Source organism: Sphingobium sp. B2, assembly GCF_007693735.1.
Classification (GTDB): Bacteria; Pseudomonadota; Alphaproteobacteria; order Sphingomonadales; family Sphingomonadaceae; genus Sphingobium; species Sphingobium xenophagum.
Window position 1 is genome coordinate 379,067 of sequence record NZ_VDBZ01000002.1, and the last position, 16,139, is coordinate 395,205.

12 protein-coding genes are annotated in these 16,139 nt (G+C 62.6%); 6 read left to right on the plus strand and 6 right to left on the minus strand.

The window, feature by feature from the left end; all coding sequences use genetic code 11:
- Positions 1 to 25 precede the first annotated feature (25 nt).
- From FE851_RS17455 to FE851_RS17475, 5 genes are read left to right on the plus strand one after another with little or no spacing between them, the layout of a single operon-like run.
- Entirely contained in the window at positions 26 to 1,240 is a 1,215-nt protein-coding gene (locus FE851_RS17455; protein WP_222422965.1) for an FAD/NAD(P)-binding oxidoreductase, read from the plus strand.
- A complete protein-coding gene (locus tag FE851_RS17460; RefSeq protein ID WP_145205190.1) occupies positions 1,237 to 2,034 on the plus strand; it encodes a sulfite exporter TauE/SafE family protein in 798 nt (265 codons plus the stop codon). The genes FE851_RS17455 and FE851_RS17460 overlap by 4 nt, the downstream gene beginning before the upstream one ends.
- A gap of 53 nt (positions 2,035 to 2,087) precedes the next feature.
- The gene (locus tag FE851_RS17465; RefSeq protein ID WP_107124511.1) at positions 2,088 to 3,491 is read left to right on the plus strand and encodes a cytochrome ubiquinol oxidase subunit I; all 1,404 of its coding nucleotides are present in this window, start codon (positions 2,088 to 2,090) and stop codon (positions 3,489 to 3,491) included.
- Positions 3,488 to 4,486 carry a cytochrome d ubiquinol oxidase subunit II gene (gene cydB, locus FE851_RS17470; RefSeq protein ID WP_145205193.1) on the plus strand — a complete coding sequence of 333 codons (999 nt, stop codon included), beginning with the start codon at positions 3,488 to 3,490 and terminating at the stop codon, positions 4,484 to 4,486. Before FE851_RS17465 ends, cydB begins: the two co-directional genes overlap by 4 nt.
- Positions 4,486 to 4,590: a DUF2474 family protein gene (locus FE851_RS17475; protein ID WP_130753470.1), complete on the plus strand. Its 105-nt coding sequence runs from the start codon at positions 4,486 to 4,488 to the stop codon at positions 4,588 to 4,590. The genes cydB and FE851_RS17475 overlap by 1 nt, the downstream gene beginning before the upstream one ends.
- Before the next feature lie 55 nt (positions 4,591 to 4,645).
- Here the strand turns inward: FE851_RS17475 and FE851_RS17480 are convergent, their stop codons facing one another.
- The 6 genes from FE851_RS17480 to FE851_RS17505 form a co-directional block, all read right to left on the minus strand.
- Positions 4,646 to 5,992: a chloride channel protein gene (locus FE851_RS17480; RefSeq protein WP_107124682.1), complete on the minus strand. Its 1,347-nt coding sequence runs from the start codon at positions 5,990 to 5,992 to the stop codon at positions 4,646 to 4,648.
- 64 nt (positions 5,993 to 6,056) lie between these two features.
- A complete protein-coding gene (locus FE851_RS17485; protein ID WP_107124508.1) occupies positions 6,057 to 7,466 on the minus strand; it encodes a DUF2254 domain-containing protein in 1,410 nt (469 codons plus the stop codon).
- A complete protein-coding gene (locus tag FE851_RS17490; RefSeq protein WP_017181612.1) occupies positions 7,463 to 8,740 on the minus strand; it encodes a cation:proton antiporter in 1,278 nt (425 codons plus the stop codon). Before FE851_RS17490 ends, FE851_RS17485 begins: the two co-directional genes overlap by 4 nt.
- Positions 8,737 to 10,308, minus strand: coding sequence for a DUF389 domain-containing protein (locus FE851_RS17495; RefSeq protein WP_145205196.1), 1,572 nt, complete (start codon positions 10,306 to 10,308; stop codon positions 8,737 to 8,739). Before FE851_RS17495 ends, FE851_RS17490 begins: the two co-directional genes overlap by 4 nt.
- Positions 10,305 to 11,498 carry a Na+/H+ antiporter NhaA gene (gene nhaA, locus FE851_RS17500; protein ID WP_145205199.1) on the minus strand — a complete coding sequence of 398 codons (1,194 nt, stop codon included), beginning with the start codon at positions 11,496 to 11,498 and terminating at the stop codon, positions 10,305 to 10,307. Before nhaA ends, FE851_RS17495 begins: the two co-directional genes overlap by 4 nt.
- A 352-nt stretch (positions 11,499 to 11,850) precedes the next feature.
- Positions 11,851 to 12,630 carry a Crp/Fnr family transcriptional regulator gene (locus FE851_RS17505; protein WP_261371064.1) on the minus strand — a complete coding sequence of 260 codons (780 nt, stop codon included), beginning with the start codon at positions 12,628 to 12,630 and terminating at the stop codon, positions 11,851 to 11,853.
- A 43-nt stretch (positions 12,631 to 12,673) separates the two neighbouring features.
- Here FE851_RS17505 and FE851_RS17510 point away from each other — a divergent pair, with 43 nt between their 5' ends.
- A complete protein-coding gene (locus tag FE851_RS17510; RefSeq protein ID WP_145205205.1) occupies positions 12,674 to 16,126 on the plus strand; it encodes an indolepyruvate ferredoxin oxidoreductase family protein in 3,453 nt (1,150 codons plus the stop codon).
- Positions 16,127 to 16,139 lie beyond the last annotated feature (13 nt).

A 16,139-nucleotide genomic window follows, 5' to 3' on the forward strand; every position in this document is an offset into this window, starting at 1 on the left:
GCGGCTGTCTCTTATACACATCTAGATGTGTATAAGAGACAGCCACGATTCCGTCAGATCACAATCAGCTCTAAAACGACGGCGGGGTATCCGCCTTGCGATCATCGAACCCAGTGAGGCCCATTATTATCAGCCCGGCTGGACCATGGTGGGTGCGGGCGTGTTCGACAGCGGCTTTACACGGCGTGAGGAAGCGCGACTCATTCCGCGCGGCGTGACGTGGATCAAGGCGTCGGCTAGCGCTTTCCTGCCCGATGAGAAGCAGGTGGTGCTGCATGACGACCGACGGGTCTCCTATGGCGTGCTGATCGTTTGTCCGGGCGTTAAATTGGACTGGAACGCCATCCCCGGTCTGTCGGAAGCCTTGGGCAATGACGGCGTGACCTCCAACTATCGCTACGATCTGGCCCCCTATACCAACCGGCTCGTCAAACAGTTCAAGGGTGGTCGCGCGCTGTTCACGCAGCCGCCCATGCCGATCAAATGCGCGGGCGCGCCGCAGAAGGCGATGTATCTGTCCTGCCATCGCTGGGAGAAGGCCGGTATGCTGGGCAATTGCGACGTGCAGTTCCATACGGCGGGCGCCGTCCTGTTCGGCGTTCCCGCCTATGTCCCGGCGTTGATGGACTATGTCAGGCGCTACGGCATCAACCTGAACTTCGGGTCGAAGCTGGTCGAAATAGATGGGCCGTCCAAAACCGCGATCTTCGAACAGGCGGACGGCGACAGCGTTCGGCGCGTGGCCGAGCGGTTCGACATGATCCACGTCGTGCCGCCACAAATGGCCCCCGATTTCATCCGCCATAGCCCGCTGGCGGCGGCCTCTGGCTTTGTCGAAGTGGATGAAGTCACGCTCCGCCACCCGCGCTATCCCAACATTTACGCCCTTGGCGACGCCTGTTCTGCGTCCAATGCCAAAACCATGGCGGCCGCGCGCAAGCAGGCGCCGGTGGTCGCGGTCAACGCGCTGGCGGCACTGGATGGCCAGCCGCCTGTCGCGATCTATGACGGCTATGGCAGTTGCCCGCTGACGGTCGAGGCAGGCAAGATTGTGCTCGCTGAATTTGGCTATGGCGGCAAGTTGATGCCAAGCTTCCCCAACTGGTTGATCGATGGCACCCGGCCTTCCCGCCTGTCCTGGCTGCTGAAGGACACGATCCTGCCGCCCGTCTACTGGCACGGGATGCTCAAGGGGCGCGAGTGGATGGTAAAGCCCTGCCTGATCGGCGCGCAGTCATGATGACAAACATGCAATATCTGCTGGGCGGCCTGTCGGGCGGTCTGGTCGGCTTCGTGCTGGGCCTTGTCGGCGGGGGCGGATCGATCCTCGCCGTGCCGTTGATGGTCTATCTGGTCGGCGTGCCCAACGCCCATGTCGCCATCGGCACCAGCGCTCTGGCTGTCGCGGCCAATGCGGCGGCTGGCCTCGCCAGCCATGCCCGCGCGCATCATGTCAAATGGCGGTGCGGCGGCATCTATGCGGCGGCCGGGATCGTAGGCGCGCTCGCCGGATCGACCTTTGGCAAGATGGTCGATGGCGACAAGCTGCTGTTCCTCTTTGCATTGGTCATGCTGCTCGTCGGTGTTCTGATGCTGAAAGGGCGCGGCAATCCAGGCAATCCGGGGGCCGAATGCAATCGGGAAAAGGCGCCCAAGGTCGTTACCTATGGATTGGGGTCGGGATTATTTTCCGGCTTTTTCGGGATTGGCGGCGGTTTCCTGATCGTGCCCGGACTGGTGGCATCGACGGGCATGCCCATGTTGATGGCGGTCGGCACGTCGCTTGTCGCGGTGACGGCTTTTGGCCTCACAACAGCCGCGAACTACGCCTTTTCGGGTCTGGTCGACTGGCCGCTCGCTGGGATATTCGTGGTCGGTGGTGTTGTCGGCAGCATCGTTGGCACGCGGCTGGCCGAAACGCTGGGCGGCAAGACGGGACGGCTGACCATGGTCTTTGCCGGGCTGATCTTCATCGTCGCGCTCTACATGCTCTGGCGCAGCGCGGCTGCCTTTTTGCCCGGCATGACAATCTGACCAATCCCCTTCCCCCTCCCTGCCTGCTACATGGCGGGTGAAAGGACATGCCCATGTTCGACTCGCTTGACCCACTGCTTCTTGCCCGCGCCCAATTCGCCTTCACGGTGAGTTTTCACTTCCTGTTTCCTGCCTTTTCCATAGGCCTTGCCAGCTATCTGATGGTGTTGGAGGGATTATGGCTAGCGACGGGCAAGGGCGTTTACGCCAATCTATTCCGCTATTGGCTCAAGATTTTCGCGGTCGTATTCGCCATGGGCGTGGTGTCGGGCCTGGTCATGTCATATCAGTTCGGTACCAACTGGTCGGTCTTTTCCGATAAGGCTGGCCCGATCATTGGCCCGTTGATGGCCTATGAGGTGCTGACCGCCTTCTTCCTGGAGGCCGGCTTTCTGGGCGTCATGCTGTTCGGCATCAACAAGGTCGGGCGCAAGCTGCATTTCACGGCCACGTGCGCAGTCGCGATCGGCACTTTCATTTCGGCCTTCTGGATATTGTCGGTCAACAGCTGGATGCAAACACCGACAGGCTATGAGATCGGCGCGAACGGACAGTTTCTGCCAGGCCCAAGCTGGACAGCGATCATATTCAATCCCAGCTTCCCCTACCGGCTGGTCCATACCGTGCTGGCCGCCTATCTGACGACGGCCTTTGCAGTCGGCGGTGTCGGCGCCTGGCACCTCCTCAAGGACCGGACCAATCCCGGCGCGCGCACCATGTTTTCCATGGCGATGTGGATGGCGGCGATCGTCGCACCAATCCAGATATTTGCAGGCGACATGCATGGCCTCAACACGCTGGAGCATCAGCCGGTCAAGGTGATGGCGATGGAAGGCCATTATGAGAGCCATCCTGACGGTGCGCCGCTGATCCTGTTCGGCATTCCCGACAGCGCCAAGAAGCGCGTCGATTACGCCATCTCCATCCCCAAGGCGTCGTCGCTGATCCTCAAACATGATCTGAATGCCCCTATGAAGGGGCTGGACAGCGTGCCCGATGCCGATCAGCCCCCGGTGGGTATCGTGTTCTGGGCGTTTCGCGTCATGGTCGGCTTAGGGCTTGCGATGCTGGGCCTTGGTCTGTGGAGCCTGATCGCCCGCTGGCGCGGCAAATTGCATGAATGGACGTGGCTGCATCGCGCGGCGTTACTACTGGGACCATCGGGTTTCATCGCAGTGCTGGCGGGCTGGATCGTAACCGAAGTCGGGCGGCAGCCCTTCACCGTCTATGGCCTGCTACGCACTACCGCCAGTGCTTCGCCACTGGATGCGCCCGCGGTCGCAGCATCGCTGCTGGCGTTCGTCCTTGTCTATTTCAGCGTGTTCGGCATGGGCATCTGGTATCTGCTGCACCTTATGAAGAAGCCACCGCAAGCCCATGAAAGTACGTTGGACGGCGCGCCGATCCGCACCGCCGGCATCACACCTGCACCAGCCATCGAAGGAGGCGAAGGATGATCGACCTGACTGTCATCTGGGCCGCCATCATCGGCTTTGCGATCATCGCCTATGTCGTGATGGATGGATTCGACCTTGGCATCGGCATCCTCTTCCCGCTGTTCAAGGTGGGGAAGGATCGCGACACGGCGATGAACAGCATCGCGCCGGTATGGGACGGTAACGAAACCTGGCTGGTGCTGGGCGGCGGCGGCCTGCTCGCTGCCTTTCCGTTGGCCTATGCCATCATCCTGCCAGCCCTGTATGCGCCGTTGATCGCGATGCTGCTGGGCCTGGTCCTGCGCGGCGTGGCGTTCGAGTTTCGCTGGCGCGATCCGGCCCACAGGGCGATGTGGGACCGCGCCTTTACCGGCGGTTCGGCAGTGGCGACCTTTGCACAAGGTGTGGCGCTGGGCGCATTGTTGCAGGGGATCAGCGTGGAGGGACGCGCCTATGCCGGTGGCTGGTGGGAATGGCTGTCGCCCTTCTCGCTGCTGACCGGGGTTGCCCTCATGGTGGGCTACGCCCTGCTGGGTGCCTGCTGGCTCAACTGGAAGACGGAAGGCGGGTTGCAGCGGCAGGTGGTGACCTATGCCGGACGGCTGGGCATCGCGCTGCTCATTCTGATCGGCGCGGTCAGCCTGGCCACATTGACATTGGAGGCGAGCTACCAGAGCCGCTGGCTCTCCTGGCCCGGCGTACTTGCAACGGCGCAAGTGCCGCTGGCGACCGTCATCGTCACCGCGCTATTCTATCGCAGCCTGTCGCAGCGCAAGGACGCACAGCCTTTTCTCTGGGCGCTCGCGCTGTTTGGCCTTTGCCTGCTGGGACTGGGGATTTCGATATGGCCCTATGTCATCCCTGCCCGCGTCACGATTTGGGAAGCGGCGGCCCCCTATCGCAGCCAGTTGTTCATGCTGGTGGGCGGGGCCGTTCTGGTGCCGGTGATCCTGGCTTATACCGCCTGGGCCTATTGGGTGTTCCGGGGCAAGGTCGACAGCGAAGGATATCATTGATGCGCGCGCGCCTGATGAAGCTCGGCTGGTTCGTCGGGATATGGACGGCGAGCGTTGCCGCGCTGCTGCTGGTATCGCTGGGACTGCGTTACTGGCTGATGTAATGGCTCGGCCGTCGGCCCGATGCCCTGCCCTACCCTGGCTCAGGTCTGCCCATTGTCATGATCTAGGCGTTTCTGCCGGATCGTGACGAGCGGACTCCGCTTCCGCATCTGTCTCGGCCGGCGGTGGCAGGAAGGAAAGCGAGAGCGCGTGGTAGAGTCGCTCCTTCGAGACGGTCTGTGCAACCACATCGGCGATCAGCGCCGAGGCGAGCAACGGCATCATCAAGCCGCGGCTGGCCGTCGTTTCCGAGATGATTATGACCGCAGTCAGCGGTGCCCGAACGACGCCGGTAAAGTAAGCGACCATGCCCAGCAGCACGATCGCGCCACCCGGATAGGTCGGGAACAGCCAGCGAAGCATGTCGCCGACACCTGCGCCGACCGACAGAGACGGCGCGAAGATACCGCCGGGCATGCCCGACACCGCCGTTGCAAGCGTCGTCGCCAGCTTGGCCAAGCCATACCAGTGGGGCGCATCGGCCCCGGTGATGATCGCGCGCGCCGCGCTGTAGCCGGTGCCCCATGTCAGCCCGGTGGCGACCCCGATGATCGCGACGATGGCGCCAAGCAGCCCGGCGAACAGCATAGGTCGCGCCCGCAGCCACGCGACGGGCGACCAGCGCGTGCGCCCTGTCGCCAGTACAGCGCGCGAAAAGAACGCGCCCATCAGCCCGCCCAGCACGCCAGCACAAGGCGCAGCCAGCATCGTCTCGCGCACTGACAGCGTCTGCCGCATGACACCGAAATAGACATAGTCGCCCGACAGGCCGAGGCTGGTCATGCCCGCGATGAGCACGGCGGTCATGACGAGCAAGGTCATGCGCTGTTCATAGGCGGCGGCCAGTTCCTCGATAGCGAAGGCAACGCCGGCAAGCGGGGTATTGAAAGCGCCAGCGACGCCAGCTGCGCCACCTGCGATAAACACCGACGCGCGCAGGGGGATGGCCATGATCCGGTGCGCATAGCCCATGATCGACGCCGCGACCTGAACGGTCGGGCCCTCACGCCCGGTCGATGCACCAACAAGCAGCGTACCGATCGTCAGGCCAAGCTTTACGATGACGATCCGCGCCGACACGAGCGCCGACATGGCATGATCGGGATCGCGCGTAGCCGCCATGACTTGGGGTATGCCCGACCCGCGCGCCGCGGGCGCGAGGCGAGCGGTGATGCCGGCAATGGCGGCATAGCCCAGCGGCGTGACGATCAGCGGCGCCCACCACCAGCGCATGGCTAGGACGGTAAAGCGTTCGCCCGCCCAGTCGGCGAGATGCGCGAACAGCAGGGCGACCAGGCCGATCGTGACTGCGCCGCCAAGAATAGCGACACGTCGCCGCCACACGGGCGCGGTGGGGCCATGTTCGCGCAGCAGATCGCGCGCCTGTTCGGGAAGATTCACCATGATCCGCCCGCCATAGCGCGTAACACTGCGGAAGTCAGGCAAAGCCGCCCGGCAAATGCGATAATCATGCGGAGCCGCCCAGCCAACCAATATCGTCCCGCAGCCGGCGCTTGTAATCCGGTGCCGCCAACGCCCGGAGCAGAAGGTCGGCGCGACCGACAACCACGTCGCGACACGCCCCGTCCAGCTTCCCCTCCGCCAGCGTCCGAAACGCGCGCGCCTGGTCAACAAGCGTGGCAATCCGCCCAGCATCGTCGCAGCTAAGCGCGACATCGCCGAGCGCCTCCAGGAAGCGCTTACCCGCGATCCTGTCCGCACTGGCATATTGGGCAAGTGCACCGAACGCGCGATCAATGAAGCCGTCGAACGTCACCGGATAGGCAATGACCCGCAGCGCATGGTCTTCGTCAGTGCGCAGGTGCGATGGAAGGTCGCGTCGGGCCAGTTCCGCCATCGCCGCGCCAAGCCAATCGAGGCAGCTGTTCGCGGTGAACGGGTCATTGACCCCCGGCGAAAGGGCGCGCGCCGCAATCTCCACCAGTTCATCGATCAGGAAGCGCAGATCCTGCAGAGCCGTGCGCCGCGCGCCGACCGCGAAGGCTTCACGCAACGCCTTCACCGCATCCTCGCCGCATCGTTCGGCGGGCCAGGCTTCCAGCAGCACGCTGCCATTATGCGCGAAGTCGCCGGACTGATATTGCAGGCGGATCACCAGATCATGCTCACGCGCCGCCGCCAGCAGCGTGCCTTCGTCGATCAACTGGATATAGCCGATGTTCTTCGATCGAACAGGCGTCCGGCGCTCATATTCGGCAGAGGTCGCGTCTTCGCGGAAGGCGGAGGGAACAGACGGATTGTCCGGGCGCTCGCCGAGCGCTTCGCCTATGTAAGTCGGAAAGCGGGAGTCTATCTCCTCAATCAGCCGGTCGCCGATGCGTTCGATCACATTGTTGATATGTATCCGCATCGGCACATGGTGAATGAAGAAGATCAGCACCGCGATCGAACAGAGGACGAGGATCAACGCCACCAGCAGCGCCAGTTGCGGCACGAATGCGGGTGCGCTCGCGCCGCTTTCCCCGGCCGATCGTATCGTGCGCAACACCGTCAGCGAATAGACGAAGGTCGCGATAAAGGTACCCAGCGTTACCTGGTTACCGCGATCAGACATGAAGTTGCTGAGCAAGCGCGGGCCATACTGGCCCGAGGCGTAGACCACGGCGGCGATCGTCACCGAAAAGGTGGTGCCGGCCACCCCTATCATCGACCCGCCGATCGAGGATAGCAGGGCACGGGCACCATCGGGACGCGCGGCATAGAGCCACGGCATCCCGTCCATCCAGGTCGAACCAGCGTGGCTGTCGACATAGACCATTCCCGACGCCAGCAGCAGTGCGGCGATGGCCATGATCGTCGGCACGAACCAGTAGCTTTCGCGCAGGTCGTTGGACAGTCGCAGCAGGCGTGCCTTCATGACTGGTTCCTCGCATCGGCAGCAGTGAGCCGTTCCAGCACCCGTTTGATCGTGCCGCCCTGAACAATGACGGAGAACAGGACGACGACATAGGTGGCGGCAAGGATCACCGAACGCGCAGGCCCATCGGGCAATCCGAGCGCCAGCGCAATCGAGATGCCGCCACGCAAGCCGCCCCAGATCAGGGTGACCGGCACGACCCGGCCATATCGGTGCCCTGGCCGGATCGCACGAAGCGGCAGCAACACCGACAGCGAGCGCGCGACGAGCGCCAGAGGAATGGCAGCCAGTCCGAGGACGAGGAGCCGCAGGTCAGCGGGGATCGTCACGACCTCCAGCCCGATCAGCAGGAACAGCACTGTGTTCAATATATCGTCGATCAGATCCCAGAATTTATGGAGATAATCGCGCGTCGTCTCGCTCATCGCATGCGCGACCCCGGCATTGCCGATGATGAGCCCCGCCACCGCCATCGCTACCGGGCCGCTGGCATGCAGCGGCCGGGCAATCGCATAGCCGCCCATCACGACTGCAAGGCTGATCAACACCTCGACCTTATAGTCGTCGATCGAGCGCATCATCCGGAACGCCAGCCACCCGACGATCAATCCGAGCAGCACGCCGCCGCCTGCCTCCACCGCGAACAGTTCTGCCGCATGCGCCATTGAAAATGCATCGCCAGACAGGGCGGATGCCAGGAGAATGGTGAAGATGACAACGCCGACACCATCGTTGAAAAGGCTCTCGCCGGCCACCGTCGCCTCCAGCGTGGGCGAGACGTTCGCGCGTTTGAGTACCCCCATCACCGACACCGGATCGGTCGGGCTGATGAGCGCCCCGAACACGAAGCACCAGATCGCTGGCAAATCGAACCCGATCGCGCGGGCGAGCAGCAGGAAGCCACCACCGACAAGGGCGGTGGAAAGTGCTACACCGATCGTACTCAACACAATGATCGGCCAGCGCCCGCGCCGCATCTCCCCCCAGTCGACGTGGAGCGCGCCCGCGAAAAGCAGGAAGGAAAGCATCCCGTCCATCAACGTGGTGTGGAAATCAATGCCGGCGATGAACCGAACGACGTCGCGCGCAAAGTCCGCGCCGGGCAGAATTCGGTCGATCCCGACCACGAGCAATGAAGCAATCGCCCCCATCACGGTCAACCCGATCGACGAGGGCAGCTTCAAATAGCGATAGTTGAAATATCCAAGAGCGGCTGCAAGGACGATGAGGATCGCTGCCGCGTCAAACGGCGTCAGCCTGAGGCCGCCGATCATTGTGCGTCCCCGATAGACAGGCTGAAGCGTTGCCCCCCGCCCGGCGCGGGGGCGGCACGGATGCCCTGCGTCGCCAGCAGGGCGGCCACGGTCATGGCGCGGCGTTGGGTCAGGTTGGGGCGTGCTGGCGGTTCGCCGACCGGCAATCCGGGCACAGCCAGCATCGGCACGTTCCAGCGTTGTGCCGCCCAGATGGACGTCAGCACTGCAGCGCGCGCCGATGGATCGAGCGTATCGACATTATCGGCGAAGGCGATCTCCGGCAGCGGCCCTTGCGGCGGTACGATCGCAACATTCCAGCCATCGGTTTCGGCTGCGGCGCGTTCCTCCAATGTGCGATAGGTGGCGACGGTCGCGCCCGGCAGCGGAACGGCGGCTGCGGTCGCGCGGCGGTGATCGCGGTCGATCGTCACATCATCGCTGGCAACTCCGGTGATCAGGGCGATCATCCGCGCCAGCGCAGCCATGCGCTGCGCCTCCAAATTTGTCTGTTCGCCCGCTTGCCGCAATTCCTCGCGCTGCGCGTCGAGCGCGCCGGCGCCCGGTTCGAGCAGGATCTGATCGATATCGAGCCGAACCGGATAGCCAAGCGCCGTCTCGATCGCCTGCTGCAGATCCGCGGTTCTCTGGGTCCGATTGCGTGGCGTGATGACGACCGCACGGACGACATTGGGATTGCGGTCGAACGCCACTTCCAACTGGGTCACGCGCGCATCGCCGCCGAAGCGTTCGTTCAGCAACGATCGAACGCTGGATATCGTCAGCGCCTCACGGGCAATGCGGTTGAGCGACAGGCCGAGCGGCACGGCCATGACGGCAAAGACGAGCAGCAGCACCACGGTCTGCGCCCAGCTCTGGCGGCTGGAGAGATGATGCCCGAAGCCATAATAGCGCGCCATCACCGTTGCGGAGAGCGAGATGGTAATGAAGTTGGTGACAAATAGCGCAAGCGCGCCCCCCAGCACCGGCAGGTTCCAGGTCGCAAGACCATAGCCCACTACGGCGAGCGGCGGCATCAACGCCGTGGCGATGGCGACGCCCACGATCGTCTCGCCACGGCCGCGAATGATCGCGAAGCTGCCGGCCAGCGCGGCAAATAGCGCGACGCCAAGGTCAAAGAGATTGGGGCGCGTGCGCGCGACAATCTCCGCCGTGGGCGCCTGCAATGGCGAGGCTGTCACAATCAGCGCCGTGAAGGCAACGGCAGCGAAGGAGCCGATGGCAAGCGCCAAAAGCGATCGCCGCATCTCGGCGAAATCGAACAGCGCGAGGCTGAATCCGAAGCCCAGAATTGGACTCATCAATGGCGAGATCAGCATCGCGCCGATCACAACCGCCGGGGATGATAGCAGCAGGCCGAGCACCGCAATGCCCGCGGACATCATCGTCATGAAAGCATAGCGGGGCGACCATCCACTTTCGTCGATGATGCGAGCGACGACCGCCTGATGGTCGATTGTCCCGACGACGCGCCGCCGCCACCAGCGATACAGGGCCAGCCGGGCCAGTCCGGCATTCACCCGCCTGCCCGCGACATATGCGCGTTCGGTCAATCCTTCCATGCTCATTCCGCCATGTCCCCCGATGCATGTAGCGCCACATTACCTGCCCGATGCAGCACGGCAAAGCCGATCAGCCCGGAGACAAACGACCCCGTCAAAATGCCGATCTTGGCCTGCGCTTGCAGCAATGGACTGTCGGGAAACGCAAGAAGCGTGATGAAGATGCTCATCGTAAAGCCAATACCGCAAAGAAGCGCTATGCCCAGCATCTGGATACGCGTCGCATGGGCGGGGAAATCCGCTATCCCCATGCGGACAGCCAAGGATGAGAAGCAAAACACGCCGATCGTCTTCCCGAATATCAGCCCGGCCGCCGCACCGAATGTGACGGGCGCCATCAACGCGCCGGATGGCAATCCGAGCAACGGCACGCCAGCATTCGCCAACCCGAAAATCGGAACAACGATAAAGCCGACGGGCTTTTGCAGGGCGCGCTCGAGACGATGCAAGGGACTGTCGCAGTCAGCGTCGGAGCGGCCAGGGGTGCGCTCCATCGGTATGGCAAAGGCAAGTATGACGCCAGCCAGCGTCGCGTGCAGGCCCGACCACAATATCAGTAGCCAGAGGAGCAGCCCAACCAGCAGGTAGGGCGACAAGCGACGAACCCCGAAACAGTTGAACCCGATCAGGACAAAAATCGCGAGGATCGCGCCCGCAAGATAAGGCAGCGAAAGGCCAGACGTGTAAAAAGCAGCGATGATGATCACCGCACCCAGATCATCAATGATCGCCAGCGCAGCCAGAAATATGCGCAGCGATCCCGGCACCCGCCTTCCAAGAAGCGCGATGACGCCCAGCGCAAATGCGATGTCGGTCGCCGCCGGGATCGCCCATCCGATTGCTGTCGAACCTCGATTAAAACCAAGGTAGATCAGCGCCGGAACGATCATCCCGCCAAGCGCGGCCACACCTGGCAGGGCGCGCCGCGGCCATGTGGAAAGCTGGCCATCCAGAATCTCTCGCTTGATCTCCAGCCCGACCAACAGGAAGAATATGGTCATCAGGCCATCGTTGATCCAATGTTCCAGCGAAAGCGGTCCGACGTTGGCATGGAGGATTGCAGCATAATCCTGCGCCAAGGGCGAGTTGGCGATCAGCAGTGCCGCGACCGCAGCGCCCATCAGCACGATTCCAGCGGACGACTGCGCTTCAAGAAAGCGGCGGATCGCGCTCGGGTGCGCGTGGGGGTGGTACATGATATGATCGTCCGAATACGGCTAATGGTCGCTGGCGGCCCGACCAGCGTGAATACCTGCCCGCACCTGCATATGGAAAACGAACACCCGGCGCCTCCATCGCATCGGCGGGTGGCAACCGCAACCGCTTCCGGGATTTTCTGACCAAGGTCTTAGTCCTCAAAGCGCTTCTGTCATGGCGCCGTCTGTACCATAGGGGTGAGCAGCCGTTCTCTCAGCCCTTCCGCCTTGAGTGATGACGCTGCCGAGATCGATGTTTGACGGGACGTGATGGAGCACGACGGTCAGGGCATTGCATTTCCGACAACGGACCTGATCTTGACCAAGCACGCATCCGCGGTGGCGTTCCGTATCAGGATGAAACCGCCGCGAAATGTTGCAGTCGGGCGCCCTTCAGTGCGATTTCGCGAAGTTTGGCAAGGTCGGTGAATAACATGGAGCCCTGGTGGAGCGACATGATGCCTAACTCCTGAAACTCGTGCAGCACCTTGTTTACGGTCTGTCGGGCGGTGCCAACCATCGCCGCGAGTTCGGACTGCGAGAGCCGCCGGGACAGACCGATTCCATCGTCGCGCGCAACGCCGAAGGTTTCCGTAATGTCGAGAAGGCGCTGGGCGAGCCTTGACGACACTTCGTCGAACGTAGCCGCCGCAAAATAGTCGCTGAGCAGCCGCATATGCCGCGACAGCAGCTTCAGGAGGGCATCGTTCAGTTCGGGATGCGCTTGCCGCAGTCGGTTTATCGTCGCGCGGTCGAACACCTGCAATGTCACCTGGTCAAACGCTTCTGCGGTATGGGGGCGCGGTTCTTCGTCAACAACGCTGCTGGTGCCGAAACAATCGCCGGGGCTGAACAACTGGTACAGAAGATCGCGGCCATCATCGCCGATCAGCGACAGTCTGACCGTCCCGGATACAAGCCGGAACATATCCCGGCCTTCTTCGGACTGCAGATAGATCGAACTGCGTGCAGGAAAATGGCGCGTTTTGCCTTCCGCCAGAAACGCATCGGCGGTGTCCTTTGAGAGCCATTGCAGCAAATCGAATGCCGAATATCGTTCAGTCATCACTCCATCTCCTTCGGTTGGCAGGGGAGAGCAATCTGCGCTGTCATGCAGATGACAGCGCTTCATCAGCACTTCCGATAGACGGTCACGGACGAGAAACGGGACCGATATGACCACAATCACCCTAAACGACAAATGGAATGTAACCACTGGGCGCGTGATGCTGAACGGCACCCAGGCGCTGGCCCGCGTGATGCTTACGCAGGCCACGCTCGATGCGCGGGCGGGATTGAAGACGGCGGGCTATATCAGCGGCTATCGCGGATCGCCGCTGGGCAATGTGGATATGACCCTGTGGTCGACGGCCAGGCGGCTTGAGGCGGCGCATATCAAGTTTCAGCCTGGCGTAAATGAAGACCTAGCGGCGACTGCCATTGCCGGCACGCAACAGATCGATCAGCTGCCCGGCGCTCGATATGATGGCGTGTTTGCCGCATGGTATGGCAAGGGCCCCGGGGTCGATCGGTCGGGCGATGCGTTCAAGCACGGCAATTATGCGGGCGCTCATGCCAAAGGCGGTGTCGTCCTGTTCTATGGCGACGATCATGGGGGCAAATCGTCAACCGTCGCGCATCAAAGCGAACAGGCTATTGCCGCGAGCCTGATCCCCTGTTTCTATCCCGCCGACGTGAGCGAGATTCTGCACTATGGATTGCTGGCGCTTGCGCTCTCGCGCCATTCGGGTCTGTGGACTGCCGTGAAGTGCGTCAACGAAGTGGTCGAACAGACCGCTACGATCGATATCGACCTCGAACATTTCGCGCCCGCGCTGCCACCCATCGCATCGCGGCCGCCCGAAGGGCTGCACGCTGCGATCCGACCCTATAATCCGCTGCGCGCGGAACAGATCGTGGTCGAGCACCGACTGCCGCTGGTCATCCCGTTCGTTCGCGCCAACCGGATCGACCGAACGGTCTTTCGTGCGGGGACGCCGCGGCTTGCCATCGTGAGTACCGGCAAGAGCCATGGCGACGTGATGCAGGCGCTGGAACTGCTTGGCCTGGACGCGGTGCGCGCTGCGGCAATGGGCATCTCGCTGTACAAGGTCGGGTGCATCTGGCCGCTCGACGGCGAGCGTGTCGCCGAATTCGCGAGCGGGCACGACACGCTGCTGGTGGTCGAGGAGAAGAAGGCGTTTCTCGAGGTGCAGATCGCCGAGGCGCTCGTCAACGATCGCGATGCGCCGCTTCTGATTGGGAAGAAGGATGAAAGCGGACGGGCACTACTGTCGTCCGTCGTTCAGCTCGATCCCGCCGATATCGCGCGGCTGATTGCGGGCAGGCTGGCCGAACTCGGCATTCGCGACGCGGCAATCGATCGGGCGATTGCGCACCTTACGTCCGCCCGCCCCGACAATGCCCATATAGCCAGTCTGAAGCGGAGCCCGTTCTTCTGCTCGGGCTGTCCGCACAACCGCTCGACACTAATCCCTGACGGCAGCGTTTCGATGACCGGCATCGGGTGCCACACGATGGTCAACTTCGTCACCCCCGACAAGGCGATGCTGCCGACTCAGATGGGGGGCGAGGGCACTAACTGGATGGGGCTGGCGCCCTTCACCGACACCCCGCACATTTTTCAGAATATGGGCGACGGCACCTATTATCATTCCGGATTGCTGGCGATCCGGGCAGCGGTCGCCTCCGGCGTCAACATTACCTACAAGATCCTCTACAACGATGCCGTTGCCATGACGGGTGGCCAGCCTGTCGATGGCCCTTTATCGGTTTCGGAAATCGCACAGCAGCTTCTGCACGAAGGTGTCGGCAAGGTGGCCGTCCTGAGCGACAATCCCGATCACCATCGTCGCGACCGGACCATGCCGAAGGTGGTAACCATCGAGCATCGCGACGAGCTGGACAGCGTACAGCGGATGCTGCGCGAAACGCCGGGCTGCACGGTGCTGATCTATGAACAGACGTGCGCGGCGGAGAAGCGACGCCGTCGCAAGCACGGCAATTTCCCCAATCCGCCCAAGCGGATGTTCATCGCTGAGGATGTTTGCGAAGGCTGCGGCGATTGTTCGGTCCAATCGAGCTGCGTCAGTATCCTGCCGCGGGAAACCCCGTTTGGCCGCAAGCGCGCGATCGACCAGTTGAGCTGCAATAAAGATTATAGCTGCGCCGACGGATTTTGCCCGTCGTTCATCACCATCCGCGATGCCGAGCCGCGAACGCCGAGCGGTGTCACACTGACGGACGCGCTGTTCGATTCACTTGAAACGCCCAAGGTGGTGCCGGGCAAATACAACATCATGGTTGCAGGCATCGGCGGCACGGGCGTCATCACCGTGGGTGCCCTGATCGGCATGGCGGCGCATATCGACGGACGCGCAGCGTCCCTGTTCGACATGACGGGACTGGCTCAGAAAAACGGTGCGGTGTTCAGCCACATCCGCATCGCAGACACACCGGACGATCTGCATACGCAGCGGCTGGGGAGCGGAGAGGCCGACCTGCTGCTCGCCTTCGATCTGGTCGCGGCGCTTTCGCCCGAATCAGCATCGACGCTGTCGCCGAAAAGCCGTGCCATTGCCAATGAAGCGGTGGTTCCGACGGTGGCGTTTCAATTCGATCGCGACGCTGTTCCGCAAAGCGAAGTGCTGGTCGCGCATCTTGCCGAAAAGATCGGCGCGGAGCGCATGCAACAGGTCGATGCGACAGCGCTCGCGCTTGGCCTGACCGGCGACACCATTGCTTCCAATCTGATGGTCGTGGGCATGGCGGCGCAATCGGGCCTGTTGCCGGTTTCGGTCGCGGCGATGGAACAGGCGATCACGCTGAACGGCGTCGCGGTCCGTCTCAATCACAATGCCTTTCGTCTAGGACGCCTTTTCGTCGCCAATCCCGGTCGGGTGATGGCAATGATGCCTCGGCCAGACGTCGAGGATGCCGTACCCAACACATTGGAAGCGATCGTGGCGCATCGTTCCGCGCACCTTACCACCTATCAGAACGAAGCACTTGCGCAGCGCTACCGCGAACGCGTTGCGGCGGTGCAGGCGCGTGAAAGCGCGGCGGTTCCCGGTTCAACTGTTCTGACGACCATCTTTGCGCGCAACTATGCCAAATTGCTGGCAATCAAGGATGAGTATGAGGTTGCGCGGATGCTGGTCGATCCGAAGCTGCACGCGCGTTTGCGCGAGAGTTTCGCCGAAGGCGCGCGCCTGAGCTTCAATCTGGCGCCTCCCTTTCTGGGCGGACGCGGGCGCGATGGGCGGCCGGCCAAGCGCGAATTTCCCGCATGGTTGATGCTGCCCGCATTGCGTTTCCTGAAAGGCCTGAAATTCCTGCGCGGAACGATGTGCGACCCTTTCGGCATGACAGCGGAGCGCCGAGCGGAGCGCAAGCTCATTGGCGACTATGAGCAACTAGCGGAGCGCACGCTCGATGGGCTGAGCGATGCAAATCTGCCGGAAGCGTCTGCACTGCTGGACGAAATTGACGCCGTGCGTGGCTATGGGCCGATCAAGGAGACCGCGATGGAAGCCTATGCAGAGCGGATCGCTGCTGCTGAAGCGCGGTTTGCGTCCCGCAATGGTGCCGCGAGCAGTTGGCCCTGAGCCATTGACGTTG

Bases quoted from the DNA above. Each gene is read 5' to 3' on its own strand.
- cydB (WP_145205193.1), top strand. From the start codon at position 3,488: ATGATCGACCTGACTGTCATCTGGGCCGCCATCATCGGCTTTGCGATC.
- FE851_RS17510 (WP_145205205.1), top strand. From the start codon at position 12,674: ATGACCACAATCACCCTAAACGACAAATGGAATGTAACCACTGGGCGC.
- FE851_RS17465 (WP_107124511.1), top strand. From the start codon at position 2,088: ATGTTCGACTCGCTTGACCCACTGCTTCTTGCCCGCGCCCAATTCGCC.
- FE851_RS17480 (WP_107124682.1), bottom strand. From the start codon at position 5,992: ATGGTGAATCTTCCCGAACAGGCGCGCGATCTGCTGCGCGAACATGGC.
- FE851_RS17455 (WP_222422965.1), top strand. From the start codon at position 26: ATGTGTATAAGAGACAGCCACGATTCCGTCAGATCACAATCAGCTCTA.
- FE851_RS17475 (WP_130753470.1), top strand. From the start codon at position 4,486: ATGCGCGCGCGCCTGATGAAGCTCGGCTGGTTCGTCGGGATATGGACG.
- FE851_RS17485 (WP_107124508.1), bottom strand. From the start codon at position 7,466: ATGAAGGCACGCCTGCTGCGACTGTCCAACGACCTGCGCGAAAGCTAC.
- nhaA (WP_145205199.1), bottom strand. From the start codon at position 11,498: ATGTACCACCCCCACGCGCACCCGAGCGCGATCCGCCGCTTTCTTGAA.
- FE851_RS17490 (WP_017181612.1), bottom strand. From the start codon at position 8,740: ATGATCGGCGGCCTCAGGCTGACGCCGTTTGACGCGGCAGCGATCCTC.
- FE851_RS17495 (WP_145205196.1), bottom strand. From the start codon at position 10,308: ATGAGCATGGAAGGATTGACCGAACGCGCATATGTCGCGGGCAGGCGG.
- FE851_RS17505 (WP_261371064.1), bottom strand. From the start codon at position 12,630: ATGAAGCGCTGTCATCTGCATGACAGCGCAGATTGCTCTCCCCTGCCA.
- FE851_RS17460 (WP_145205190.1), top strand. From the start codon at position 1,237: ATGATGACAAACATGCAATATCTGCTGGGCGGCCTGTCGGGCGGTCTG.